This window comes from Actinomadura monticuli (assembly GCF_041463655.1).
In the GTDB taxonomy this organism is placed as follows: Bacteria; Actinomycetota; Actinomycetes; order Streptosporangiales; family Streptosporangiaceae; genus Spirillospora; species Spirillospora monticuli.
Genome location: NZ_JAXCEI010000005.1, coordinates 103,116 through 128,222 on the forward strand (window position 1 = coordinate 103,116; position 25,107 = coordinate 128,222).

The 25,107-nt window shown below is 72.0% G+C and carries 23 protein-coding genes and 2 pseudogenes; 12 read left to right on the forward strand and 13 right to left on the reverse strand.

The window, feature by feature from the left end; all coding sequences use genetic code 11:
• Both SM611_RS12320 and SM611_RS12325 read right to left on the reverse strand, forming a co-directional pair.
• Entirely contained in the window at window positions 1-1,104 is a 1,104-nt protein-coding gene (locus SM611_RS12320; protein ID WP_371949626.1) for a sensor histidine kinase, read from the reverse strand.
• Window positions 1,097-1,793 (reverse strand): annotated as a pseudogene (locus SM611_RS12325) (response regulator transcription factor). Before SM611_RS12325 ends, SM611_RS12320 begins: the two are co-directional and overlap by 8 nt.
• Before the next feature lie 88 nt (window positions 1,794-1,881).
• Here SM611_RS12325 and SM611_RS12330 point away from each other — a divergent pair.
• Genes SM611_RS12330 through SM611_RS12340 form a run of 3 tightly spaced genes read left to right on the forward strand, consistent with a single transcriptional unit; the run spans window position 1,882 to window position 4,728 of the window.
• Complete coding sequence (locus SM611_RS12330; RefSeq protein ID WP_371949627.1) at window positions 1,882-2,550, forward strand: M15 family metallopeptidase; 669 nt, start codon at window positions 1,882-1,884, stop codon at window positions 2,548-2,550.
• A 23-nt stretch (window positions 2,551-2,573) separates the two neighbouring features.
• Window positions 2,574-3,632 carry an endonuclease/exonuclease/phosphatase family protein gene (locus SM611_RS12335; protein WP_371949628.1) on the forward strand — a complete coding sequence of 353 codons (1,059 nt, stop codon included), beginning with the start codon at window positions 2,574-2,576 and terminating at the stop codon, window positions 3,630-3,632.
• 55 nt (window positions 3,633-3,687) lie between these two features.
• Complete coding sequence (locus SM611_RS12340) at window positions 3,688-4,728, forward strand: hypothetical protein (protein ID WP_371949629.1); 1,041 nt, start codon at window positions 3,688-3,690, stop codon at window positions 4,726-4,728.
• 27 nt (window positions 4,729-4,755) lie between these two features.
• Here SM611_RS12340 and SM611_RS12345 read toward each other — a convergent pair whose 3' ends face one another.
• The 5 genes from SM611_RS12345 to SM611_RS12365 all read right to left on the reverse strand — a co-directional run bounded on the left by SM611_RS12345 (window position 4,756) and on the right by SM611_RS12365 (window position 8,031).
• A complete protein-coding gene (locus SM611_RS12345) occupies window positions 4,756-5,160 on the reverse strand; it encodes a phosphotransferase family protein (protein ID WP_371949630.1) in 405 nt (134 codons plus the stop codon).
• A gap of 446 nt (window positions 5,161-5,606) precedes the next feature.
• Window positions 5,607-6,365 (reverse strand): hypothetical protein, encoded by a 759-nt coding sequence (locus tag SM611_RS12350; protein ID WP_371949631.1) that lies wholly within the window; start codon window positions 6,363-6,365, stop codon window positions 5,607-5,609.
• 3 nt (window positions 6,366-6,368) lie between these two features.
• Window positions 6,369-6,656: a hypothetical protein gene (locus tag SM611_RS12355; RefSeq protein WP_371949632.1), complete on the reverse strand. Its 288-nt coding sequence runs from the start codon at window positions 6,654-6,656 to the stop codon at window positions 6,369-6,371.
• A 4-nt stretch (window positions 6,657-6,660) separates the two neighbouring features.
• Window positions 6,661-7,188, reverse strand: coding sequence for a hypothetical protein (locus SM611_RS12360; protein WP_371949633.1), 528 nt, complete (start codon window positions 7,186-7,188; stop codon window positions 6,661-6,663).
• Window positions 7,189-7,257: 69 nt separating this feature from the next.
• Window positions 7,258-8,031 (reverse strand): ATP-binding protein, encoded by a 774-nt coding sequence (locus tag SM611_RS12365; protein ID WP_371949634.1) that lies wholly within the window; start codon window positions 8,029-8,031, stop codon window positions 7,258-7,260.
• A 181-nt stretch (window positions 8,032-8,212) separates the two neighbouring features.
• On the opposite strand from SM611_RS12365, the gene SM611_RS12370 reads away from it, so the two are divergent.
• Both SM611_RS12370 and SM611_RS12375 read left to right on the forward strand, forming a co-directional pair.
• The gene (locus SM611_RS12370; RefSeq protein WP_371949635.1) at window positions 8,213-9,070 is read left to right on the forward strand and encodes a helix-turn-helix domain-containing protein; all 858 of its coding nucleotides are present in this window, start codon (window positions 8,213-8,215) and stop codon (window positions 9,068-9,070) included.
• Entirely contained in the window at window positions 9,067-9,291 is a 225-nt protein-coding gene (locus SM611_RS12375) for a DUF397 domain-containing protein (protein WP_371949636.1), read from the forward strand. Before SM611_RS12370 ends, SM611_RS12375 begins: the two co-directional genes overlap by 4 nt.
• A gap of 34 nt (window positions 9,292-9,325) precedes the next feature.
• Here SM611_RS12375 and kilB read toward each other — a convergent pair whose 3' ends face one another.
• Complete coding sequence (gene kilB / locus SM611_RS12380; protein WP_371949637.1) at window positions 9,326-9,811, reverse strand: plasmid transfer protein KilB; 486 nt, start codon at window positions 9,809-9,811, stop codon at window positions 9,326-9,328.
• Between the two features lie 80 nt (window positions 9,812-9,891).
• Between kilB and SM611_RS12385 the strand changes: the two genes are divergently transcribed.
• Window positions 9,892-10,839 (forward strand): DNA-3-methyladenine glycosylase family protein, encoded by a 948-nt coding sequence (locus tag SM611_RS12385; RefSeq protein WP_371949638.1) that lies wholly within the window; start codon window positions 9,892-9,894, stop codon window positions 10,837-10,839.
• A gap of 286 nt (window positions 10,840-11,125) precedes the next feature.
• Window positions 11,126-11,302: pseudogene (locus SM611_RS12390) on the forward strand (helix-turn-helix domain-containing protein); the annotation flags it as partial.
• Window positions 11,303-11,323: 21 nt separating this feature from the next.
• On the opposite strand, the gene SM611_RS12395 reads toward SM611_RS12390, so the two are convergent.
• The 4 genes from SM611_RS12395 to cofD all read right to left on the reverse strand — a co-directional run bounded on the left by SM611_RS12395 (window position 11,324) and on the right by cofD (window position 17,366).
• The gene (locus SM611_RS12395; RefSeq protein WP_371949639.1) at window positions 11,324-12,316 is read right to left on the reverse strand and encodes a substrate-binding domain-containing protein; all 993 of its coding nucleotides are present in this window, start codon (window positions 12,314-12,316) and stop codon (window positions 11,324-11,326) included.
• A gap of 80 nt (window positions 12,317-12,396) precedes the next feature.
• Complete coding sequence (locus SM611_RS12400; RefSeq protein ID WP_371949640.1) at window positions 12,397-14,949, reverse strand: bifunctional FO biosynthesis protein CofGH; 2,553 nt, start codon at window positions 14,947-14,949, stop codon at window positions 12,397-12,399.
• Window positions 14,950-15,129: 180 nt separating this feature from the next.
• The gene (locus SM611_RS12405; protein WP_371949641.1) at window positions 15,130-16,416 is read right to left on the reverse strand and encodes a coenzyme F420-0:L-glutamate ligase; all 1,287 of its coding nucleotides are present in this window, start codon (window positions 16,414-16,416) and stop codon (window positions 15,130-15,132) included.
• The gene (gene cofD, locus SM611_RS12410) at window positions 16,413-17,366 is read right to left on the reverse strand and encodes a 2-phospho-L-lactate transferase (RefSeq protein WP_371949642.1); all 954 of its coding nucleotides are present in this window, start codon (window positions 17,364-17,366) and stop codon (window positions 16,413-16,415) included. The genes SM611_RS12405 and cofD overlap by 4 nt, the downstream gene beginning before the upstream one ends.
• 456 nt (window positions 17,367-17,822) lie before the next feature.
• Here cofD and SM611_RS12415 point away from each other — a divergent pair, with 456 nt between their 5' ends.
• The 4 genes from SM611_RS12415 (at window position 17,823) to SM611_RS12430 (ending at window position 24,039) form a co-directional block, all read left to right on the forward strand.
• A complete protein-coding gene (locus SM611_RS12415) occupies window positions 17,823-18,725 on the forward strand; it encodes a hypothetical protein (RefSeq protein WP_371949643.1) in 903 nt (300 codons plus the stop codon).
• Between the two features lie 210 nt (window positions 18,726-18,935).
• Window positions 18,936-19,205 carry a WhiB family transcriptional regulator gene (locus tag SM611_RS12420; protein ID WP_131966384.1) on the forward strand — a complete coding sequence of 90 codons (270 nt, stop codon included), beginning with the start codon at window positions 18,936-18,938 and terminating at the stop codon, window positions 19,203-19,205.
• A 157-nt stretch (window positions 19,206-19,362) separates the two neighbouring features.
• A complete protein-coding gene (locus SM611_RS12425; protein ID WP_371949644.1) occupies window positions 19,363-22,599 on the forward strand; it encodes a glycosyltransferase in 3,237 nt (1,078 codons plus the stop codon).
• A gap of 3 nt (window positions 22,600-22,602) precedes the next feature.
• Entirely contained in the window at window positions 22,603-24,039 is a 1,437-nt protein-coding gene (locus SM611_RS12430; RefSeq protein ID WP_371949645.1) for a DUF5719 family protein, read from the forward strand.
• Window positions 24,040-24,104: 65 nt separating this feature from the next.
• Here SM611_RS12430 and SM611_RS12435 read toward each other — a convergent pair whose 3' ends face one another.
• Complete coding sequence (locus SM611_RS12435; RefSeq protein WP_371950035.1) at window positions 24,105-24,521, reverse strand: metallopeptidase family protein; 417 nt, start codon at window positions 24,519-24,521, stop codon at window positions 24,105-24,107.
• 201 nt (window positions 24,522-24,722) lie between these two features.
• Here SM611_RS12435 and SM611_RS12440 point away from each other — a divergent pair, with 201 nt between their 5' ends.
• The gene (locus tag SM611_RS12440) at window positions 24,723-25,103 is read left to right on the forward strand and encodes a DUF3499 domain-containing protein (RefSeq protein WP_371949646.1); all 381 of its coding nucleotides are present in this window, start codon (window positions 24,723-24,725) and stop codon (window positions 25,101-25,103) included.
• Window positions 25,104-25,107 lie beyond the last annotated feature (4 nt).

Genomic DNA, 25,107 nt, shown 5'->3' on the forward strand with positions numbered 1-25,107 from the left:
TTACCCGCCGGGGGCGGGGAGTTCTGCGGTGATGTGGAGACCGCCTTCGGGGCGTGGGGTGAGGGTGAGTGTTCCGTCGTGGGCGTGGGCGATGGTCTTGACGATCGCCAGGCCGAGGCCGATGCCCGCCTGGTCGGAGTGCATGCGCTCGGTGCCGCGCTGGAACGGTTCGGTGAGTGTCGCGGCCAGCTCCGGGGTGATCTTCCCGCCGGTGTTCTCGACGGTCAGCACCGCCGTCCCGGGGTGGACGCTCGTCTTCACCCACACGGTGCCCTCTTCGGGCAGATTGTGGACGATCGCGTTGTGCACGAGGTTCGTCGTCAGCTGCAGGAGCAGCGCGTGCGACCCGAGAGCGGGGGTGATGTCACCGGAGGACTCGATGGTGACGCCGTGCTTCTCCGCCAGGGGGAGGAGCGTCTCCGTGGCTTCCTCCGCGACGAGGGAGAGGTCGACGCTCTCCCGGGTGAAGGACCGCCGGCTGGCGCGGCTGAGCAGGAGCAGCGCCTCGGTGAGGTCGATCGCCCGGGTGTTGACGGTGTGGAGGCGTTCGATGATCTCGCCGGCGTCCTGCGCCGGATCGGCGCGGGCGACCTCCAGGAGCGTCTTCGAGATCGCGAGCGGGGTGCGCAGCTCGTGCGAGGCGTTGGCCGCGAACCTCTGCTGTTCGGCCGCGAGCCTCTGTTGTTCGGCGACGTGCGCTTCGAGCCGGGCGAGCATCATGTCGAAGGCGTCGGCGAGCTCGCGGAACTCGTCCATGCGGCCCGGCAGCCGGATCCGCTGGGAGAGCGACCCGGTCGAGGCCAGGCGCGTGGCGTCGGTGATCCGGGACAGGGGGGCGAGCATGCGGTCGGCGAGGATCCATCCGCCCAGGAGGCCGAACACCAGCAGGAACGCCAGCACGATGACCGCGATCGGGACGAACGAACGCAGGATGAGGCGGCGGTTGATGAAGATCTCACCGGTGCTGTAGATCGCACCGTTGGGCAGGCCGCGCAGGAAGTAGAGCCCCACGGCGATGAGGATCAACGCACCGGCGAGCATGAGGAACCCGGCGTAACTGAGGGTGAATTTGAGGCGGACGCTCGTCCCGGGCTCCCTATCCATGCGCGGCTCCTTCAGGCCCGCCGTCGGGCGGCGTGTCGATGCGGTACCCGGCGCCGGGCACGGTCGCGATGATCCAGGGTTCGCCGAGACGCTTGCGCAGCGCCGAGACGGTGATGCGGACGGCGTTGGTGAACGGGTCGGCGTTCTCGTCCCACGCCCGTTCCAGGAGTTCCTCCGCGCTGACGACGCCGCCTTCCGCCGCGACGAGGACTTCGAGGACGGCGAACTGCTTCCTGGTCAGCGCGACGTAGCGGCCGTCCCGGTAGACCTCTCTGCGGAACGGGTCCAGCCGCAGGCCCGCGATCTCCCGCACGGGGGGCCTGCTGTGGGCGCGCCTGCGGTCGAGCGCCCTGAGCCTGAGCGCGAGTTCCTGCAGTTCGAAGGGCTTCGTCAGGTAGTCGTCGGCGCCGAGTTCGAACCCGGACGCCTTGTCGTCGAGACGGTCGGCCGCGGTGAGCATGATGATCGGCATGCCGCTGCCGGAGGCGACCGATGCGCCGGGCGATCTCGTCACCGGACGGCCCGGGGACGTCGCGGTCGAGGATCGCGATGTCGTAGGCGTTGACGCTCAGCATTTCCAGGGCGGTGTCGCCGTCCCCCGCGATGTCGGCGGCGATCGCCTCCAGGCGGAGGCCGTCGCGGATGGCCTCCGCCATATAGGGCTCGTCCTCGACGATCAGCACGCGCATGCACCCTAAGTTACGAGCCGCCGCATATCGTCGGCGTATCTAAAACCGCATACGCGCCGGCAACATCCCGCTGCCTTGACTAGGCGGTATGCCTCGAACCGCACCACCGACGCACCGGGTCCGCTGGCTCGTCATCGTCTGCGTGACGGCCGTCCTGGCGGCGGCCGTGGCGGCCCTGGCCCATCGGCCGCTCACCTCCTCGTCGTCCTCGCCGCCCCTGGGGCCTTCGTTGTCGGCGCCCGCCTCGTCCTTCAGCGCGGTTCCGCCCTCGAACGCACCTCGCCGTAAGCGCCGTGGCCCGGTCGGGAAGGCCGACGGGCTCGTCTCCGACGGCGTGACGGTCTTCAACGACCGGTTCCCGGCCGTCGCCAACCTCGATCCGGACCTGCTCCGGACCCTCCGCCGCGCCGCGAGGGACGCGGCGGACGACGGCGTCACGTTCTACGTCAACAGCGGCTGGCGCTCCCCGGAGTACCAGAAGCGGCTTCTGCGCGACGCGGTCGCCAAGTACGGGTCCGAGAAGGAGGCCGCGCGATGGGTGGCCACCCCGGCGACGTCCTCCCACGTGTCGGGGGACGCGGTCGACATCGGGCGCACCGACGCGGCGTCGTGGCTGTCCGGGCACGGCGCCGAGTACGGGCTGTGCCAGATCTACGAGAACGAGCCCTGGCACTACGAACTGCGGGCCAAGGCGATCGACCGTGGCTGCCCGCGCATGTACGCCGACCCGACCCAGGACCCGAGGATGCGGCAGTGACCGGTGGAGAACAAGGACAGACGATGCTGCGGCGAGAGACGTCGGAGACCGGACGGGCCGGCGCCGGGGCCCGCCGCGCGGCCGTCCGCCGGGCGCTGCGTCTCGCCGCGCGGCCGGGGCCCTGGCGGCGCGGCCCGGTCCTCGCGGCGCTGGCGCCGCTGCTCGGCCTGTTCATGCTGCTGCACGCGGAGATCCCGAACCGGGTCGGCAACGTCGGCAGCCTGGTGGAGACCTTCCTGCCCTGGTTCGGCCTGGCCGTCCCGGCACTGCTGGCCGGGGCGCTGTGGCGCCGTTCCGCGTCCGCCGTGGCCGCGCTGCTGGTGCCGGTCGTGGTGTGGCTGCACCTGTTCGGCGGGCTGCTCAGCGACAAGTCCCGTCCGGGCGGCGATGTCACCGTGGCCAGCCACAACGTCGGCGCCGACAACCCCGACCCCGCTCGCACCGCCCGCGACCTGGCCGCGTCCGGCGCGGACGTGCTGGCACTGGAGGAGCTGACCGAACGGGCACGGGGCACGTACGAGAGGGAGCTGGCGAGGACGTACGCGTACCACGCGGTGCTGGGGACGGTCGGGCTGTGGAGCAGGTTTCCGCTGTCGGACGTCCGCCCGGTCGACATCCAGACCGACTACGGGCCGCTGGCGGCGGCCAGGCCGGCCGACGCCAGGATGAGCCATGCCCGTGCGCTGCGCGCCACGGTGGCCACGGAACACGGGCCGCTGGCGGTGTACGTGGCCCACCTGGGGTCCGCACGCGTGAATCTGAGGGCGGGCTTCTGGACGGTCCACCGTGACCGGAACGCGAAAGCGCTCGGCGAGGCCGTCGCCGCAGAGCGGAACGGGCGGGTGGTGCTGCTCGGCGACCTGAACGGCACCATGGACGACCGCGCGTTCGCCGGCCTCACCTCGCGGATGCGCTCGGCCCAGGACGGGGCCGGAGACGGCTTCGGCTTCACCTGGCCCGCGAGATTCCCGGTGGCTCGCATCGACCAGATCCTCGTCAGAGGCGTGGAACCGGTGAACTCGCGCGTCCTGCCCGCCACCGGCAGCGACCATCTGCCGGTAGCGGCCGGAATCAAGTGGTGAGACGGGGGGTGTGGCACGGTGGTGCGGACGAGACGTCCTCGGGGGTGGTGCCGGTGTGAAAATCCGACCACGGCAGATCGCGCTGTACCGGACGGGTGACGCGGCGCTGCTCGAACGCGGGTCGGCGGTGATCGATCGGGCGGGGCCCGTGCCGCGTCTGATCGTCCGGACCGGTGACGGGCTCGTGGTGCACGAACTGAGGCGCGGCGGTCCTCTCGCGGAGCCCGCTGCGGTGTTCCCCGGGGACGTGCGCGGGCGGCCGATCGTCGGGACGGGCCCGGTGGCACCGGACCTGTCGCACGCCGTCCTGGTGGACGAACACTCCTACCGGATCGTCACCCCGGACGGGACGCTGCTGTGGAGCCGGCCCGCGGCCGGCTCGGAGGGCGTCCCCGTGCTCTACGCGCAGTGGGTGCAGCCACCCGGCGCCGAACCGCGACTGTGGCTGGCCGTCAACGCCGATCGAGGAGTCTGCCTGCACCTGCTGACCGTCGCGGGTGAGGTCGTCGACCGGCTGGCAGTGCCGGTCGATGGCCGCCACCTTTTCGTGGGGCTCGCGTTGGACGCGGGCGGACGGCCGGTGGCCCTGGGCGTCCGCCCGGGTGCGGTCGCGATGACGTTCGGCGTCGGGCGCGACGGCGTCCTCTCGCCCGCCATGAACCGCACACTGCTGGACGCCGACCCGGGCTCGGGTTTCGTCACCGTCGGGCGCAGCGACGACGGCGAGACCACCGACGTCCGGTGGCACGGCCCCGACGGGGCGGACCCGGTCACCGCGGTCACCTGCACCGACCTCCCGTCTTCGGACATGCACATCCGGCCGTACCTGTCCGGCTCCACCGGCGGCGTCCTGCGCGACGGCGCCCTGCTGCTCGCGCTGGAGGACACATACGACGAGATCGACGTCGAGGTCTTCGGCCCGGAGCGCTGGCGCGAGTCGAGCCACTGGCTGGTGACCCCCGGACGTTCACCCGCCCTGATCGAATATCCCGATCAGGCCCACGCCGCCGACCCGGGCCCGGCCGTCCCCCTCCGGGACGGAACCTGGCTCACCCACGACCACGACACCCTCCACCACTGGACGACCGCCCCCTGACACCCACCGCCCCGTCGGGGATCGGCGTCACGGGGCTCGACGGTCGAGCAAGGCCAGTAGGCGGGACGCTTGGCTCGTCAGGGCCTTTGCGCGGGTCTGCGGATCGCCCCGGTCGCCGCCCATGATCCTCAGCATCCAGAACGCGGCGAGCAGGCGGCGGCAGCTCTTCAGTTTGTCGGCCTCCGCCGCGTCCAGGTCGAAGCGTTCCAGGACGCGCTCCATGCCGGGCCCGTCCGCCGTCCGCACCGAAATGTGCTCGGCCAGTTCGGCCAGCTCGTAGGGACGGTCACTGCGGCCGGAGTACTCGAAGTCCACGAGGCGGACTTCGCTGCCGTCCCAGAGGAGGTTCGCCAGGTTCCCGTCCCCGGTGCCGAAAACGGGCCGCGTCGGGTGTTCGAGCACGGCCTCCAGTGCGGGCTGCCGGAGCCACACGCTGGCGCCCCGCCTCTCTGCTTCACCCTCGGGGCAGAGAGGCGGGTCACTTCCGAGGATGTGGCCGTACTTCGCGTCATCGTCCGGCTAGGCCGCGGGGCCACCAACAGAGACCAGGCTGGTGTTGGATGCGAGGGAGATGGCGCTGTGGCCGCGCAACCGCACCGATCGTCCGATCGGCCCCTCGGTCATGTGCTGGGCAACGCGCCGATGGATCACGCTCGGGCTGCATGGGACTGAGCTGATCAAGCCGCGCCGCTCCTGACAACAACGAGGTTGAGTTGGCCAATGCCGAGTGGGTGGGGCGGTACAACACCGTCGCCTGCGCGGAGATCGGCCACACCCCACCGGACCACTACCGGCAACGCCCAAACCAGCAGCTCACAGCCACAACCCAGTATCTCCACTTAACCCGGTGTGGTTCATTCGTGAAGAGCCCGGTTGGGTCAGACGCCCTCTTCCAGGAGTTGGGCGGCAGCCTTTGGTTCCATGACGTTGAACCAGGCTTGTTCGGGGCCGAAGAGACTTCGCTCTGGAAGTCTGACTGCGGTGTCCCAGAGTTCGGGGTCGCAGCCGGGAACGTGCCGCAGGATCACAGCGACCAGATCGCCGGGGACGGAGCCGGTGATCTTCACGGCGACGTAGGTCTCGTTTCCGTCGTCAGCACGGACAACGATGCCCAGCCGGAAGCCGGGCAGATCGGCAGCGTGCTCGTGACCGTCGTGCAGAGACCCACGCGCCAGCTCGCGGATCACCTTGATCAATCGGCGGACTAGGCGGGTGCCTGCTTCCAGCTGGTGGCGCTTGTGGTCGTCGCCGGTCGGCAGCAGATGACCGATATAGGTTCTGCCGCCGAGCGGTTTGGCGTTCTCCGCGTTGTAGCGTGCACGAGCCGCTTGGGATTCGCGCATGAGAACCCGGTAGAAGTCGTCGCCGGAGCCGTCCTCGCGTATACCGGCGGCGATTAGCCAGGGAATGTTCGTATCGGGCCAGACGGCGCCGCGCCACCGCCGGACCTTGACCTTGAAGACCACCTCGTCATCTATCGCGCGGATCCGTTCGTGGCCGACCTCGTCCGTCGCGAACTGGGCGCGGGCCTTGGCCAGCAGGGGGTGGTCGATCTCGTCTAAAGGCTGATCAAGCGGAGGCAGCGGAAGGCCGAGGTCGTCCAGGAGCGCCCGCAGCGTCGGCCGAGTCGGTTCCATCGATCAGGTGTCCTCGCTGATCCCGCCGAGTCGCTCGATGTCCTCGGCTGGGATGTCGGTCAAGAGGGAGACGCTGGAGGCGGCCGACCCGTCAAGCTTGCGGAGTTTGTCGAGCATGGCCTGACGCATCTCCTCGCGGCGGGACGCCAGGTAGACCCTGACAGCCTCACCCACCAGATCCTTCTTGGTCATCCCGAGGAAGTGGGCACCATCAGTGATCAGCTCATCTGTGTCCCGGTCCACCTTGAGCGGCGCGCTCACCCGTCCCGCCGTGGGCTTGGTGACAGCCACACGATCACCTCCAAGTACCTTGGTACCCCATGGTACTTCGATACCACCTGGATGTGGAATCGGCAGGTGGAGGAACCGCGGCCGGGGCAGCGCGAAGTTGCACAGAGCGCAGGTTCGGCCTTGTCTCGACGTGCTGAGCGACCAACTGGTCGGCGAGGACGGCCTGTAGTTGGGTGATCTTTGCTTGGGCTTCGGTGAGTTGGGCTTCGAGGCCTGAGGCTGCGTCCTGACTGCCCTGGTTGGCGCGGATCTTGGCTAGGGCTTCCAGGGCGGTTTCGTCGGCGGTGGGGAGGGTGTGGAGGTAGCGCTCGGTTGTGGAGATATGCGGCTCGACGTCCAGGTCGGCGCTGATCGGTACCGGCGCGACATCTGGGGCGTGTTCGTGCAGAAGGGTCAGGGCCCGCCACTCGCGACGCGGCTCGTCGTTGCGCCGCGAGCGGTAGCGCTTGACCACCACGTCGGGCCCCAGTTCGATCACGTGCGTGCTCGACCGGACGTCCACGTACACCCCCATCATCGCGACTAACCGCATCCCAAGATCCCAGAGGTGTAGGTCGCAGGGGCGGCATGGTCAGGCGCCACCGAGGTAGATCGAGCGGGCTCATCGCGGTGAGGAGGTGGCCGGGACCAGGGTGGTGTCGAGGTGGTGGATGAGGAGTTCGGTGGTTTCTTGGAGGTCGATGAGGGGGCGTCGGAGGTAGCGGTGCGGTGTGGACCACCAGCAGAAGGTTCGGCGGTGGACCCAGACGTTGAGGTTGGGGAGGACGAGGACGGACAGGCCGTCGTCGATGGTGCCGCTCGTTCCCTTGAAGCCGCGCCGGGTGAGGTTGAGGAGCAGGTGGTGCGCGGCGGTTCCGGGGTGGACGCGGTAGTGCAGGCCGGGCCAGTCGTCGGGGAGCGGCAGCGCGAACCAGACGGTCTTGCCGGGGACGGACGCGGGGTCGACGCGGGAGCGGGTTGGGGTGCTGCCCCAGGCGGCGGTGACTTGGCGGACGAGTTCGAGGCCCTTGCCGTGCTCGTCTAGCAGCCCGGCCCCGGAGGTGTGCGGTGTGGTCGTTCGCGCGCCGTCGAAGACGGAGACGATGAGCTGGGGAGATGGGACCGTCCGCGCCCAGATCCACAGTTCCGGCTGGGTGGGCGGCCGGTCGCCCCGCGCGCACCCGGCGTGCCGTAGTGCGTTGGTCGCGGTCTCGGACACGGCGAGCTTGCCGTCCTCGATCACGTCCGGGTCGAGCCGGAGCTCGGACATCGTCTGCCGGACGAGGCGCCGTGCCATCGCCGGCCCGCTCTCGTCCCCGGGCAGCCGCCACGCGCACAGCCCCCCGGCCACCAGCCCCCACGCCCCCTTGACCTCCACGAGACCTACCTCCTCCATGCCATCGCCGAATTCATACAGAAAGCGACATATGTATCACTCTCTGTTTCGTGACTCGGATCACATGATGCGAGCTTGGGATCGTGTCCGCAACTGTTTTAAAGAAGGAACTAAAGATCCTTTCGGTGAGCTTCCTTTGAACGGCTTGAGGCGTGACTACTCAGCGGGCATGCTCGGTCACATGACAACCAGGCCACCCAGTGTTCGTGAGCGCCGTCTCGCCAGTGAATTGCGGAGGCTCAGGGAGTCCACGACGACGCTGAACCTGGAAGAGGCCGCTGAGCGGCTCGGGTGGAGCAAGACCAAGCTCTCCAGGATCGAGAACGCGATCCGCAGGGTCACCGTGGCCGAGGTCCAGCAGATGCTGGCCCTCTACGGGGTGAGTGGACCCCGCTTGGACGGGCTCGCCCGCTTCGCTCGTACAGCCAGGCAGCGCGGCTGGTGGGACGTCTACGAGAACAGCCTGCCTGCGGACTATGCCACCTACATGGGGCTGGAGGCTGAAGCCGAGTGGCTCAACTCCTACACGATGGGACTCGTGCACGGCCTGATGCAGACCGAGGACTACACCCATCACGTGGCTAAGTCGATCTTGATGCGCTTCTCGCCGGCCACAGAAGTCGAGCGTCGCGTCGCGGCCCGCATGGCGCGACAGCAGGCGTGGGTGGAGCGGGAAGATCCCGCGCGACTCTGGTCAATCTTGGACGAGACCGCGCTCAGGCGGGTCATAGGCGGTCGGGAGGTGATGCGTGCCCAGTACAGACGCATGATCGAGTTGACCGAGCAGCCGAACGTGATGTTTCAGATCATGCCCGTAGCCGCCGGTGGGCACCCCGGAGTCGTGGGCAGCTTCGCTGTGCTGGGATTCCCTCAACGGTTCACCCCGAACGTGGTGTACGTCGAGAACATGACGAGCGCTCTCTACATCGAGGACGAGAAGGAAGTGCACACGTACTCGCTGGCATTCGAGCAGATGGCGGCCATGGCGCTGAGCCCCGAGGAGTCGGTGGCTATGCTCGAACGGCTAGCGCGACAATGAGCACATGGAGGGACAAATTGTCCAGTCCCCGTCTTCACCGCACTGACTTTCGTAAGAGCAGCCACAGTGAGGGTGCGAACGGTTGCGTCGAGACCTGCGTCCGCGACGCGCAGCACTTGGTTCGGGACTCCAAGGACCCCGAAGGCGGGGTCTTGGCCCTGGGGCGGGACGCGTGGGCGGCCTTTGTGTCGAAGATCAAGCGGGGCGGATACGACCTTTGAGGCAACCCGATCAAACGCCGTACCTCGCGCGCACCTAAGGATCACGCAGCTCGGTCCGTGCCGTCGTGGGGTGGACGGTGGCGCCGGTCGCGGTGACGAAGTCGCGGACCGCCTGGTCTGCCCTGGCGGCGTCCCGGGTGGCTTCTTCTAGCGTGCTCGCGTCGTGGATCAGGCCGGTGAGCTCGAATGCCCGCTCCGCCAGTGCCACGATGCGCGGGTCGGTGGACGCCGTCCGCAGCAGGAAGAGTGCGTGCTGAACCGCAGAGCGCTCGCGGAAGGACGCTGCGTGCGCGTCGCGTGCGGCTGAGGTGCCGGGCGATCCGAGGCGCCGGCGGATGTAGTGCAGTTCCGCGCGGCGGTAGTGGGTGAGCGCGTTGGCCAGGGCGTCGTGGGCCGCCGCTCGGGCCGCCCGCCGTCGTCTCTCAAGGCGTCGGGCGTTGACGCGGATGAACAGGACGGAGGGGAACGGCAGGCTGAGCACGAGGCCGAGCGCTATGGCGAGGGCGTCCTTGACGCTCATGGGTCCAGTTTGCCCGGTGGTGGCACACTGGGGCGCGGCAGCGCCGAAGTGCGGACGGTCGAGGGGATGGTGGGTGGTCGGTGGCTCTCGTGCCGTCCGGTACCCCTGCCCCCCGTTCGGCCGGGGAGAAGACCGCTGGACGTCTCCCCGGCCGGGTTCGGGAGTGGCGGCCGCCTTGGCCGCTCGATCTGCACGGGACGCTTTCGCCGCACCAGCGCGGGCCTCATGACCCGGCGTTTCGCGTCGAGCGGGACGGGTCGGTCTGGCGCGCGTCCCACACGCCGGACGGGCCGGGGACGCTGCGGCTCCGGTGGGCCGGGAACGTCGTCGAGGCGACGGGGTGGGGGCCCGGTGCCGAGTGGCTGCTCGACGGGGTGCCGGAGCTACTCGGGGTCGATGACGCGCCGGACGGGTTCGTCGCGCGGCATGACGTGGTCCGGGAGCAGGCGCGTCGGCGTGAGGGGCTGCGCATCGGGCGGTCGCGGCGGGTCTTCGAGGCGCTCGTGCCGGCCGTCATGGAGCAGAAGGTGCTCGCGCAGGAGGCCTGGCGCGGGTGGGGCCACCTGCTGCGCCGGTTCGGGGAGCCGGCGCCGGGGGCCCCGCACATGCGGGTCCCGCCGCCGCCCGAGGTGTGGGTCCGGATTCCCTCGTGGGAGTGGCACCGGTCCGGGCTGGAGGCCGTCCGGGCCCGGACGATCATCGGGGCCGCGCGGGTCGCGAAGCGGCTGGAGGAGGACGCCGGGGAGGCGCGGCTCCGGTCGCTGCCCGGTGTCGGGGTCTGGACGGCGGCCGAGGTCCGGCAGCGGGCGGTCGGCGATCCCGACGCCGTCTCCGTCGGCGACTACAACCTGCCCGGCCTGGTCGGCTGGGCGCTGGCGGGCCGCAAGGTCGACGACGCCGGGATGCTCGAACTGCTGGAGCCCTACGCCGGCCATCGGTACCGGGTCACCCGGCTGCTGGAATCGTCCGGGAGGCGCCCGCCGAGGCGCGGCCCCCGTTTGGCCGTCCGGGACTATCGGTCGTTTTGACCGGGTCCGGGGCCGAGCGGCGGCGGAGCCAGAAGTTGTTCGGGGTCCAGTCGAGTCCGTCGCGGCTGTCGGCGCCGAACAGGGGGCCGAGGACGGCGAGGGCGATGATGAGGGCGAGCACGTACAGCATGGTCCTGCTCCTTTGGGATCGCTGGGGGCGTTCCCGCGCGGGGCGATCGGTGGAGCCGGGGTGTCCGCCTCTTTCCGTCGCACCTCTAGTTTGACTCCGTCCAACGTTCAGGTCCAGCGACCTTTTCTGGAGGGATCGTGTAAGAATCGCTTCACTATGTTGGATCTCGGCCGGCTCCGGGTGCTGCGGGAGCTCAAGCTGCGCGGGACGCTCGGGGCCGTGGCGGACGCGCTCGGCTACACGCCGTCCGCCGTCTCGCAGCAGCTCGCCCAACTGCAGAAGGACGTGGGCGTCCCGGTGGCAGAGCGGCGCCCGAGCTGCCTCCGCGGCGCTCCCTGATGCGGCGCTCCCTGATCACGCCTTCCAGGACGCGAGCGCCTCGTCGATCTCCTCGCGGGTCGGGAGGCGGAGCGACTCCGGCGCCTTCTCCGGGAGGTCGTACTCGCGTGCGTACGGGGCGGCGAGGGAGCCGTCGGGCGTCCGGAAGCCCGCCCGCTGGAGGGTGTCGCGGGCCGAGCGAGCGCCGAGCGCGGCCTGGAACGCTTCCGCCGCGTCCCGCCGGCGCGGGTCCTTCGCGGTCACGGCGAAGGGGTGGTCGAGCATCAGCGTGCCCTCGTCCGGCATGAGGCTGACGACGGGGTTCGGGCGGTGGGTGCCGTTGTAGGCGACCACCGCCTGCTCTGTGCTGACGGCGAGGGGACGGCCGAACCGCTCGGCGTCGGTGAGCCCGGCCAGGGTCGCGGCCTGGCCGCCGTTCTCGCGGAGGGCGCCGGCGACGTCCGCGTCCTTGTCGATCTGCCCGATCGCGAGCATGGCGATCGTCCCGGTCATGCCCGCGCCCGGGTCGGCGGCGATCCGCGTGAGGGCCAGCCCGTCCGCTTTGCCTTTGAGGAGCAGTTTCCAGCTGATGTCGACGCCCGCGTCCTCGAACTCGCCCTCCACCGGACGGGTCGTGGCGAGGACGACCGGCGTCGACGCCACCGACGGCGCCGTCGACGGGACGGACGTGTCGCCGCCCTCCCGGACGATCGCCAGCCACAGCGACGACTCCGGCACCCACGCGTCCACGCGTCCCTCGTAGGAGGCGGGCGCGACCGGGGTGACGCGGGCGCGGACGCAGCGCCCGCCCACCCGATGCGTCTCCACGTTGAAGCGGGACGCCACGTCGCTCAGCGCGGGCGCGATCTCCGGCTGCGCCGCGACGGTGATCCGCAGCGGCGCGCCGGAGCAGGCGGGCGCCGAGAACAGCCCGGACGCCCACGCGCCGCCGACGGCGCCCGACAGCAGCAGCGCCACGGCGGCCCAGGCCGCCGGGCGCCCCCACAGCGGGCGTCCGTTGTCGTCCACGCGTCTGTCATACATGACCGCGCGTTCACTTGCGGCGTGTTGTTGTTATGCAACCTCTCTTAACAACAACACGCCGCAGGTCAACGGGAGAGGGGGGTCAGAGGGAGGCGGCCGAAGTTGCCGATGCCGTCCGTGCGGCGGGCCGCTTCCAGGCGCTCCGCCGCAACCTCGCCGTACAGGGTCGTGCGCTGTCTCGCCGGACGTCCCGCGAGCCGGGCGATCTCCTCCAGGTCGCTGATGGGCTTGAACGAACCGTTCTCCGACCCGGCCATGCGGCTGATGGTCTCCTCCATCAGCGTGCCGCCCAGGTCGTTCACGCCCCCTTGCAGGACGCGCGTGCACAGTTCGTCCCCCAGCTTCACCCACGACGTCTGGATGTTGGGGATCGCTCCGTGCAGCAGGATCCGCGCCAGGGCGTGGACGGCCACGTTCTCCCGGACCGTCGGCCCCGGACGCGCCAGCCCCGCGAGATAGATAGGCGAGTTGTGGTGGACGAACGGCAGCAGCACGAACTCGCTGAACCCGCCCGTCCGCTCCTGGATCGACCTCAGCAGCTTGATGTGCGCGACCCAGTGCGACGGGGTGTCCACATGCCCGTACATCATCGTGGACGTCGTCGGAATGCCGATCTCGTGCGCGGTGGTGACGACCTCGACCCACTGGTCGGTGGGGAGCTTCCCCTTGGTCAGCACCCAGCGCACGTCGTCGTCCAGGATCTCGGCGGCCGTCCCCGGCAGCGAGTCGACGCCCGCCTCCTTCGCGGCCTGCAGCCACTCCCGGATGGACAGGTCGGTCCGGGAGGCGCCGTTGACGACCTCCATCGGGCTGTACGAATGCAGGTGGATGTCGGGCGCCCGCCGCTTCACCTCCCGCGCGAGGTCGAAGTACGCGGTACCGGGCAGGTCGGGATGGATCCCGCCCTGCATGCAGATCTCGGTGGCGCCGGCCGCCCACGCCTCGTCCACCCGGTCGCCGACCTGGCTCAGCGACAGCGTGTAGGCGTCGGCGTCCGTCCGCCGCTGCGCGAACGCGCAGAACCGGCAGCCGGTGTAGCAGACGTTCGTGAAGTTGATGTTCCGCGTGACGACGTACGTGACGTCGTCGCCGACGGCATCGCGCCGGAGCCCGTCGGCGAGCGCGGCGAGCGCGTCGAGTTCGGGCCCGTCGGCGTGCAGGAGGGCGAGCGCCTCGTCGTCCGACAGTCCGGCGGGGTTCTGCTCCGCGCGCGCGAGCGCGGCCTTGACGTCGGCGTCGAACCGCTGGGGGGCGGACATGCGCTCCCTCAGCGCGTCCCAGTCGCCGTAGACCTCGTCGAAGTCGTCGCGCCGGTCGCTCGTCCGCCCGGTCGTGTCGATCGACGTGTGCAGGTCCGTCCGCCCGGACGCCTCGAACCCGCCGTCGGGCTCCTGCCAGGGACGCCCCTCGACGACGGCGTCCTCGCGCGCCAGCCCGGTCTCCGGGTCGGCCAGCGCCGCCACGTGCCCGATCAGCCGCGGGTCGAGCCACGGCTCGCCCCGCCGCACGTACTCGGGGTAGATCGTCAGCCGTTCCCGGAGCGCGAAGCCCGACTCGGCGGTCCGCTCGGCCAGCTCGTCGATCTGCGGCCACGGCCGCTCGGGGTTCACGTGGTCGGGCGTCAGCGGCGAGACGCCGCCCCAGTCGTCGATCCCGGCCCGGAGCATCAGCGCGTACTGGTCGGCGACCAGGTTCGGCGGCGCCTGCACGCGCGCCTTCGGCCCGAGGACGAGCCGCGTGACCGCGATCGTCGCGGCCAGCTCCTCCAGCTCCGCGTCCGGGGTGTCGCGCATCTTGGTGTCGGGCTTGGCGCGGAAGTTCTGGACGATCACCTCCTGGATCGCCCCGTACTCCCGCGTCGTCCGCCGGATCTCGAAGATCGCGTCCGCGCGCTCCTCGACCGTCTCGCCGATGCCGATCAGGATGCCCGTCGTGAACGGGACGTTCGTGCGGCCCGCGTCCTCCAGGACCCGCAGCCGGACGGCCGGGTCCTTGTCCGGCGACCCGAAGTGCGGCCCGCCCCGCTCGCTGAACAGGCGCGTCGCCGTCGTCTCCAGCATCATGCCCATGGACGGCGCGACCGGCTTGAGCCGCTGGAAGTCGCGCCACGTCAGCACGCCCGGGTTCAGGTGCGGCAGCAGGCCCGTCTCCTCCAGCACCCGGATCGCCATCGCGCGCACGTACGAGAGCGTGTCGTCGTAGCCGTGCGCGTCCAGCCACTCGCGAGCCTGCTTCCACCGGTCCTCGGGACGGTCCCCGAGCGTGAACAGGGCCTCCTTGCAGCCCATCTCGGCGCCGCGCCGCGCGATCTCCAGCACCTCGTCCGGGCTGAGGTACGGCGCGTCCAGCCGGTGCGGGACGGTCGCGAACGTGCAGTACCCGCAGCGGTCCCGGCAGAGGCGGGTCAGCGGGATGAAGACCTTGCGGCTGTAGGTGATGACGCCCGGACGGCCGGCGGCGTCCAGACCGGCGTCCCGGGTGCGGGACGCGTAGGCGAGCAGATCGTCGAGCTGCGCCCCGCGGGCGCGCAGCAGTGTGGTGGCCTCGGATCGGTCCAGTGTCTTGCCGTCACGCGCGCGGGCCAGGGCCCGACGAAGAGCGGAACTCATGCCGTCCATGCGGGCACTCTATGCCAATCGTCATAATTCGCGCCGCGCCGGGGGCCGCGAACGGCCCCGCAGAGAGGCCAGCCCCGGACGCCCGCGATCTATTCCCGCATCGCCGCCCGCCTGGGGGGCGACCCCCGGACCCCCGTCACGAGGTCAGCCGATCCTCGCGCCGCCGGCGCGTCGCCGCGGTCACCTGACCTCGATGAACGCCTCCGCGCTCCGCGCCGGGCGATCGCGTGGCGGCGCGGCAGCGTGGCCGACGCCGACGGCGCCCATCGGGTCCCACTCGTCCGGCAGGTCCAGCACGTCGCGGACCACGTCGCGGCAGAACATCGTGCTCGACACCCAGCACGAGCCGAGCCCCTCGACCGCCAGCGCGACCAGCAGGTTCTCCACGCCCGCGCCCGCCGCCACGACGAACATCTCCCGCTCCGCGCGCGACCGGCGCTCGTCCGGGTAGGCGTGCGAGCCGTCCATGACCAGGCACGGCACCACGAGGTAGGGGGCCCGCCGCAGCACCTCCCCGCGCCGCAGCCGCTTGGTGATCGACTCCTCGGAGAAGCCGTCCCGCCGCAGGTCGGCCTCCCAGGCGTCGCGCATCGCGTCCAGCAGCCGCGTCCGGGACTCCGCCGACTCCAGCAGCACGAACCGCCACGGCGTCGTGTGATGCGGCGCCGGCGCGGTGATCGCGGCGCCGACGGCCCGCCGCACCGCCGCCGGGTCCACCGGCTCGGCGGTGAACTCGCGGATCGTGCGGCGCGCGCGAAGCACGTCCGCCGACCCGAACCGGAACATGTCCTCGGACGGCGGACGCACCAGCGCCCGCGCCCCCGGCCCGTCGTCCGCCGTCACCAGCCCGGCCAGGCCCCGCACGACGGCGATCGGCACCCCGTCGAGCTTGCCCTTGACCAGCTCCCCGGCGGCCGCGATCTCGTCCGCGACGGCGGTGATGGTGGCGTCGAGCCGGTTCCCGTAGAAGTCCTCGCGCCCGCGCAGGTCGCTGAGCGGCTCCAGCCCGGCCACCCCGATCGCGGCGTCCGTCAGCCCGTTCCGCCAGGGCCGTCCGAGCGTGTCGGACACGATCACGCCCACGTCCACCCCGGCCCGCTCCCGCAGCCCGGCCCGGATGCGCCGCGCCGACGCGTCCGGGTCCTCCGGCAGCAGCAGCACGGTCCCCGGCCGGGTGTTGGACGCGTCCACACCGGCCGCCGCGAGCACGAGCCCCTGCCGCGTCTCCACGATCCGCGTCTCGCCGCGCGCGTGCGTCCGCCGCGCCACCACCCGCACCGTCTCGGCGTCGATGGCCTTCTCCCGGTCGTCCGCGACCAGGACCCGGCCCTCCGCCTTACTGACGATCTTGGACGTGACGACGAGGACGTCACCGTCTCGCAGGACATCGGCCGGGACCAGGGCCGCGATGTCGTCGCCCTCGGCGACCTCCGGCAACCCCGGTACGCCGAACACCTCAAGCCTCACGCGCCGTCCTCCGCCCGCTTCAACTCCAGTGCCAGATCGAGCGCCGCGCGCGCGATGTCCGCCGTCGCCCGCTCGTCGCTCATCAGCAGCGGCCGGGACCGCACCTCGATGCCCTCGACCCGCACGTCCGCGTCCGCCTCGTCGACGAGCCAGCCGTCCAGCAACCCGAGCCCGTAGAGTTCGGCGACGGCCCGAGCCGACGTCTCGACCCCGATCGCCGCCAGGCAGGCGTCGGCCATGCCCCGCACCGGCGTCCCGCCGATGATCGGCGAGACCCCCACCACGGTCTTCGCGGCGATCGCGTCCCGGATCCCGGGGACCGCCAGGATCGTCCCGATGCTCACCACCGGGTTGGACGGCGGGAACAGCACCACGTCGGCGGCCTCGACCGCCGCGAGCACGCCGGGCGCGGGCTTGGCCTCCTGCGCGCCGACCGCCGTGATCGACAGCGCCGGGACGGACGCCCGCAGCCGCACCCACCACTCCTGGAAGTGGATCGCCCGCCGCCCCTTCTCGTCCTCGATGACCACGTGCGTCTCGACCTGGTCGTCGGTCATCGGGAGGAGCCGCACGCCCGGCTTCCACCGGTCGCACAGCGCCTCGGTCACCGCCGACAGCCCGTACCCGGCCGCGAGCATCTGCGTCCGGACGATGTGCGTCGCGAAGTCCCGGTCCCCGAGCCCGAACCACCCCGGCCCGACCCCGTACGCGGCGAGTTCCTCCTTGAGGGTGAACGTCTCGTCCGTCCGCCCCCACCCCTGCTCCTCGTTGATGCCGCCGCCGAGCGTGTACATCACGGTGTCCAGGTCGGGGCAGACCCGCAGCCCGAACAGCGAAATGTCGTCCCCGGTATTGCCGATGACGGTGATCTCCGCCTCCGGGGCCGCCGCGAGCAGCCCCCGCAGGAACCGGGCCCCGCCGATCCCGCCCGCCAGACACACGATCTTCATGCCACAAACCCTACGGCGCTCCGCCCCCCGCCCACGCGACGATCGACCCCCTCTTGGACGGACGCACACCAGCGACCCGACCCCAGTAAGCACCACCAGGCACAATTCCAAAGCAATCCAGCCCCCGAGACACGCCCTCTTGGACGAGGCACATCTCACCCTCAAGAACTGAGCAGAAAGATTGGCGGGGACCCGAGCCGACAACCACGGGCAGGCACGCGGAGGGCGCTCCAGCGCCCGGAGCGGGCATGCCCGTCGACGCGGGCGACCACAGCGACGCCACACACACCCGCACGGGCACAAGAGACCGCAAGGGCGGCGTGAGGATCGCCTGCGTCGCAACGGGGGTTCCAGGGGTCGCCCCCCTGGGCCAACTCGTGTGGGGGGTCGCCCCCCCACACGAGACTGTGCAAAGCTTTGGCGTGTAATGGATTGCCTCGGTCTGGAGAATTCACCGTGAACAAGGAAGCCGTCCAGCGCCTGCGCGAACCGGCCGCCTGGGTACTGCTCGCAGCGGCGGGGCTGCACTTGCTCGCGGGCCTCATCTCCCTTCTGGGCGGCGACGGGTCGTTCACGTCCCGCGCGCTCGGCGAGACCGCGGGCGGGACGTTCCTGCAGATCGTGCTCGTCGGGGTGCTCGTCCTCGCGGTGCTCCTGGTGACGTGGGGCGAGACGCAGACGCCGCAGGCCAGGACGATCACGATGGGGGCGCTCGGCGTCCTCGGCGGCATCGCCCTGTTCGGGGTCATCTCGTGGCTCAGCGGGATGCTCGCGGACTCCGAGTACATCTCGGCGCTGACGAAGCTCTCCGCGTTCCTGGAAGGCGCCGGGAAGCTCGCGATCGTCGGTGTGGGCGGATGGTTCGTCTTCACCGTGTTCCAGGGGATGCAGCCGGCGCGCCCGCAGCAGCAGATGCAGCAGGGCTACCCCGACTTCGGCTACCAGCAGGGCCAGCAGGGCCAGCAGCAGTACGGGCAGCAGCAGTACGGCCAGCAGGGCTTCGAGCAGCAGCAACAGCAGTACGGGCAGCAGCAGTACCAGCAGTACGGCCAGCAGGCGGGCGGCGAGGGGCAGCAGGCCCAGCAGCAGTACGGGCAGCAGCAGTACGGCCAGCCGCAGCAGTACGGCCAGCAGGACTACCAGCAGCAGTACGGCGCGCAGGGCGGCGGCTACCAGGCGGGCCAGTCCGGCCAGTCCGGTCAGCAGGGGCAGCAGCCGGCCGCCGACGAGGAGATGGGCGAGTGGACGCGGGCCTACGGCGGCTCCGGCCAGGACCCGCAGGGCACCCAGCCCGCGCCGGGGCAGGGCGAGCAGGGCGGCGACTGGTACCGGGACAACCGTCCGCCGCCGCCGCAGTGATCCAAGCCCGCCGGTGACCGCCCGATTAACCGATCTTCAGGTAAACACCATCCCGGCATAACCCGTTTTGTCGCCCAGGAAAGCTCTCCGGCTTGACGGGGCAGTCGCTACACGCGTGTAATTTCGTCCGTGTAGTTTCAATGCCTTCTCGGGGGAAGGAACCGGAGGGAAGGCATTGACCAGGGGGTTCCACGGGCAGGGAGGTGCGCTGTGAGCGAGGTGGTCATCCCGCTGGCGCACGGCACAGACGGCGACGGCGAAGAGTTGGGCTGGCAGGAGCGCGCCCTGTGCGCGCAGACGGACCCGGAGGCGTTCTTTCCGGAGAAGGGCGGCTCCACTCGCGAGGCCAAGAAGGTGTGCCGGGCATGCGAGGTGCGTACTGAGTGCCTGGAGTACGCGCTGCAGCACGACGAACGTTTCGGCATCTGGGGCGGACTCTCCGAGCGGGAGCGGCGCAAGCTGAAGCGCCAGGCCGTCTAGGACGGCGAGGACGCATCGAGCCGCGCGCCCGGATCTCGCGGATCCGGGCGTGCCCCGCGCGGCCGCGCGTACAGTTGGCAGCCGTGCCGGCCCCGGAGCCGGCACGGCTGCTGTACGTTTCCGCCACGACCCTGTCGTCCCACAGATCGAGCGATCCTTGGCCCCCACTCTCGATCGCCATGTCGTCACGGCGGTCCTCGTCGCGCACGACGGCGCGCGCTGGCTCCCGGAGACGCTGAAGGCGCTGCTCACGCAGGCGCGCCCCGCGCAGCGCCTCGTCATCGTGGACACCGGAAGCCGCGACCGGGGCCCCGCCGTGCTCGCCGAGGTCGCCGGCGAGGGGAAGATCCTCACGCTGCCGCGCACCACCGGCTACGGGGAGGCGATCGCGGAGGCGCTCCGGCAGGACGCCGCGTCCGCGCCCGTCCCCGACGACGACCCCGGGAACCCGCGCACCGAGTGGATCTGGCTGCTGCACGACGACTCCGCGCCCGCCCACGACGCGCTCGCCCAGCTGCTGCGGACGGCCGGCACCGACCCGAACGTGGCGGTGCTCGGCCCGAAGGTCCGCGACTGGGACGACCGGCGCGTCCTGCGCGAGGTCGGCGTCACCGTGGACACCGCCGGGCGCCGCGAGCGCGGCCTCGACCAGGACGAGTTCGACCAGGGCCAGCACGACGGCGTCCGGGACGTCCTCGCCGTCGGCAGCGCCGGGATGCTGGTCCGCCGGGACGTGTGGGAGCGGCTCGGCGGCTTCGACGTCGAGTACGGCATCTTCCGCGACGACCTCGACTTCTGCTGGCGGGTGCACGCCGCCGGGCACCGGGTCGTGACGGCGACCGACGCGGTCGTCTACCACGCGGAGGCGTCCCGGCGGGGTCTCCGCGAGATCGGCATGACGGCCGAGCATCCGGCGCGCCGCGACCGCCGCAACGCCCTGTTCACGCTGCTCGCCAACCAGCCGCTCCCGGCGATGCTGCGCGCCGCCGCCCGCAACGTGTGGGCGTCGCTCGTGCACGCCCTCTTCCTGCTGGTCACCAAGCGGCCGGGCGCGGCGCGCGAGGAGCTGCGCGCGCTCGCCGACGTCCTGCGCGACCCGGGCCGGCTGCGGCGGGCGCGGGCCGCCCGCGCCGACGGCCGGACCCGCGTGCACCGCACCGTCCGGCGCTTCCAGCCGCGCTGGCTGGTGCTGCGCCGGGCCGTCGAGGCGGCCTCGGAGTACCTCGCCGCCCACGAGCGGGAACAGGAGGAGCAGGAGGACGACATCACGGCCGACGAGCCGGGCCCGATCCGCCGGTTCCTCGCCCGCCCCGGCGTCCTGCTCGTCCTCGCGCTGACGGCCGTCGCGGTCGCCGCCGAGCGGTCCCTGCTCACCGCCGCCGGACGGCTCGGCGGCGGCGCGCTCGTGCCCGCGTGGGGCGGCGCGAGCGACCTGTGGGAGCAGTACCTGGCCGGCTGGCATCCGGTCGGACTCGGCACCGACGCGGGGAGCCCGCCCTACGTCGGCGTCCTCGCCGCGCTGTCGACGGTGCTGTTCGGCAAGCCGTGGCTGGCCGTGTCGATCCTGCTGCTCGGCAGCGTGCCGCTCGCCGGGCTCACCGCCTACCGCGCGTCCCGGCTGCTGATCACCGAGGCGCCGGCGGCCGGCCGCCGCGCCCGCGCCGCCGGCCGCCGCATCCCCGTCGCCGCCGTCCGCGCGTGGTTCGCCGCCGTGTACGCGCTGCTGCCCGCCGCGACCGGCGCCATCGCGGGCGGACGCCTCGGCACCGCCGTCGTCCTCGTCCTGCTCCCGCTCATCGGCCTGTACGCGGCCCGCGTCTACGGGCTGCCGCGCTCGGAGGCCGCCCGGTTCGACGCCGCGACGCGGCGCAAGCGCGCGGGACGGGCCGCCTGGACGGTCGCGCTGCTGCTCGCCGTCGCGACCGCGTTCGTCCCGCTCGTCTGGGTCGTCGCCGTCCTGGCGGCCGGGATGGTGTGGGCGCTGCTCGACCGGCCCGCGCACCGGCAGGGCCGCCGCGACCTCCTCATCGCGCTCGCCGTTCCGCCGCTGCTGATGCTGCCGTGGACGGTCGGCCTCCTGCTGCACCCCTCCCGCCTCCTCACCGAGGCGGGCCTGCACCGGCGGTTCGAGCCCGCCACCGCCGCCGACCTGCTGGCACTCGACCCCGGCGGGCCCGGCACGCCCGCGCGGTGGGCGCTCGCGGGCCTGCTCGCGGCGGCCGTGCTGGCGCTGCCGCTGAGCGGCCGCCGGGGCGGCGTCCTCGCCGGCTGGCTGCTCGCGGTGTTCGGGCTGCTCGTCGCCGTGCTGACCAGCGCCGCCACCGTCACCAAGGGCGCGGACACGGCGCCGGTCTGGCCCGGCGTGGCGCTGATCTTCGCCGGGACGGGCGTGCTGCTCGCCGCGACCGCCGCCGTCCAGCGCGCCGCCGAGCTCCTCGCCGGCACGCACCTGATCTACCGGGCGGGCGGGGCGGCCGTGGTGGTGGTGGCGCTGACCGCGCCCCTGCTGTCCGCCGGGTTCTGGGTGGCCGGCGGGGCGGGCGGGCCGCTCGGCAAGGTCGACCCCGACACCGTGCCCTTGTTCCTTCGCGCGCCGGGCGGGCCCAGGACCCTCGTCCTGCACCGGGAGCCCACCGGGCGGATCTCGTACACCGTCCTCAGGGACGAGCGTCCGAGACTGGGTGAATCAGAGGTCGCGGTGGACGGCGAAGCCCACGAACGCCTGGACGACCTCGTCGCCGGCCTGGCCGCAGGACGCGAAGGCGACGACGGCCCCGCGCTCACCCGGATGGGCGTCCAGTACCTCCTGGTACCGCACCCCCGGAAGGACCCCATCACCAAGGTGCTGGACGCGTCGCCCGAACTGAGCCGTCTCAGCCGCACGGGGACGTTCGCCGTGTGGCGGCTCCAGGCGGAGTCCGCCCGCATGATGCTCCTGGAGGGCTCCGCGGTCACGCCGCTGCCGGCGGGCCGCGTCAACGCCCGCGTGCAGATCCCGCCGGGCACCGGCAAGCGCACCCTGCTCCTCGCCGAAGCCGGCGACGGCGGCTGGCGGGCCACCCTCAACGGCGAGGAGATCCGCGACCGGCACACGGTCGACGGCTGGGCGCAGGCATACGACATCCCTCCCGACGGAGGCGAGTTCAAGCTGACACGGTCGGACAAGATGCGGCATACGTGGGTCGTCATCCAGGGCATCGCCGTCTTGCTCGTGGTCGTCCTCGCTTTGCCCGGAGCCCAGGCCGACACCTTCGGGTTCACCGGCGACCGGGAGCGGCGCCATCGCGGACGGCGCGGGGGACGCCGCGGACGCCGCCGCGCGACCCGTGCCCGCGTCCAGCATGAGGCGGCCCCGGAGCCGGTGAAGGAACCCAGCCCCGAGGAGGTGTCCTGACCCGTGGACAAGGTTCTGCGCCTCCTCGGCATGCGCTACGCCACCGCCGCCCTGATGCTCGTCGCCGTCGCCGCCCTGTACGGCGCCGCGACGTTCTCCCGTCCGGGCGGGGCGTCCGAGAAGGGCCGCACGGCGCCCGTCGCCCACGCCGTGATGGTCTGCCCGGGGCACGAGGGCGGGCGGCTGGCCGTCCAGTCCCTCTCCCAGAAGGGCGGCGGGCGCGTGGACATGACGCCGACGAGGGGCGGCTCCCCGGTCGCGTCCATGGCCACGGCCGGCCAGAGCTGGGAGAAGGACACCAAGTCCGGCCAGGACTCCTACACCCTCCGCGCCACCGGGGCGATCGCCGCCGGGCTGGAGGCCGAGCAGACCACCCACCGGGGCGGCGGCCCCGACCGCGGCCTCGCCGGCGCCCGCTGCGCCACCCCCGGCACCGACCTGTGGTTCATGAGCCCCGGACCCGACTCCGCCGACGACCTCGACCTCTACCTCACCAACGTCGACGGGCAGCGCGCGTCCGTGAACCTGAGCGCCCTGTCCGGCGAGGGCCCCCTGGACACCCCCGAGGGGCAGGCCATCCTCGTCGAGCCCTACACGACCAGGATCGTGAGGATCGGCGACTCCGCCGAGGGCCTCGGCGACATCGTGCAGTCCGCCGCCGCCCTGACGCTGCGCGTGCAGACCACCAGCGGGCGCGTCGCCGCGTCGGTGCGCGCCCGGATCGGGAAGAAGAAGGGCATCGAGTGGCTGCCGCAGTCTCCCCGGCCCGCGGCGTCCGTCGTCGTCCCCGGTGTGCCGGGCGGTGACGGGCAGCGCCGCCTGCTGGTCTCCGTCCCCGGCGAGGCCGATGCCCGCATCAAGGTCCAGGTGATCACGCCGGGCGGCGCGTTCGCCCCGCAGGGACAGGACGTCCTGGACGCGCCCGCCAAGACCGTGACCGCCGTCCCGCTGACCGGCGCGCTCTCGGGGAAGGCCGCCGCCGTCCGGCTGGTCGCCGACCGTCCCGTCATCGCCGGCTTCGCCGCCACCCGCGGCGCCGACGTCGCCTACGGTACGGCCACCGCGCCGCTCACCGCGTCCGCGCCGGGCGTCGCCGCCGACAACCGGTTCGACTCCTCGCTGATCCTCACCGCCCCGTTCGGCGCGGCGACCGTCCGGATCGTCACCATGAACGCCGCTGGGAAGGGCGCCCCGCAGGACGTCGCCATCGAGGCCGGACGCACCGTCGAGGCCGAACTCACCGCCCCGGGCGAGGGCGGCACCTCCTACGCCGCCGTCATCACCCCGAAGCCCGGTTCGGGCCCCGTCTACGCGTCCCGCGTCCTCGGCAAGGGCAAGGGCGACGACTACCTGTTCACCGTCCTGCCGATCACACCCGCCCCGATGACCTTCCACCTCCCGGACACGGCCGACTCCCAGACGGCGCTGACGCCGGGCTGAGCCATCGCGGGGGGCGACCACCGCACCCCCGACAAGGGCGGGCTGACCGTCGTCTTCCGCTGCGCTCAGTCGTCGGGGAAGTCGTAGCTCGGGTCGACGGACTCGGGGGAGAGGCCGAGGAGGTCGGCGACCTCCTCGACGAGCAGGTCGCGGATGAGGCGGGCCAGTTCGGCCTCGCCGGAGGCGCGGGCCTCGACGGGGCGGCGGAAGACGACGATGCGCACCGGCAGGCCGTCCTCGGCGGGGAACGTGCGGCCGAGAGGGGCGGGGCCGGTGTGCCCCGGTTCGATGTCGGGGACGTCGTCGACGGCGAACTCCACCCGGGCCAGCTCCCGGTCCCAGCGCTGGACGAGCCGGCGCACCTCGTCGTCGACGAGGTCGTCGAACCGCTCCGCGCGGGTCCGCGAGACCGGCGCCTGCGGGGGCGTCAGAGGACCACGGAGGCCACGACCGTGCCGGTCGCGGCGCCGTCCGCCTGCCACACGGGATCGCACGCGTCCAGCCTACCTCCGCTGCCCCGGGCGGCCGGTGGGAGTGCCGGGGTCGCGGAGTCGCCAGAATCCGGACGGTGAGAGTTCGGGGCCGTACGGAATGTAGTTCTTACCCCGGAAATCACCCGGTAACGGCGACACGGGCGCCAGGGTGGTGGCGGAGCCAGTGGGAGGGAGGTACGGTCAGCCATCGTGAGCCCCGTCCGCACCTGCTCCCGCACCGCCTGCAAGGCGCCCGCAGTGTTCACGCTCACGTACGTCTACCGCGACTCCACCGCGGTCCTGGGGCCGCTCGCCACGTACGCGGAGCCGCACTGCTACGACCTGTGCGCGGAGCATTCCGAGCGGCTCACCGCCCCGATGGGGTGGGAACTGGTGCGGCTCCCCGTCGAGGAGGAGACCGAGCCCAGCGCGGACGACCTGGAGGCCCTCGCCGACGCCGTCCGGGAGGCCGCCAAGCCGGCGCCCGGAACCGGCCACGAGCCCGTCGGGCAGGGGACGGAGGTCGGCCGCCGCGGCCACCTCCGGGTGCTGCGCTCCGAGCCCGCCGCGACCCAGCCCGGCCAGGAGTAGGCGC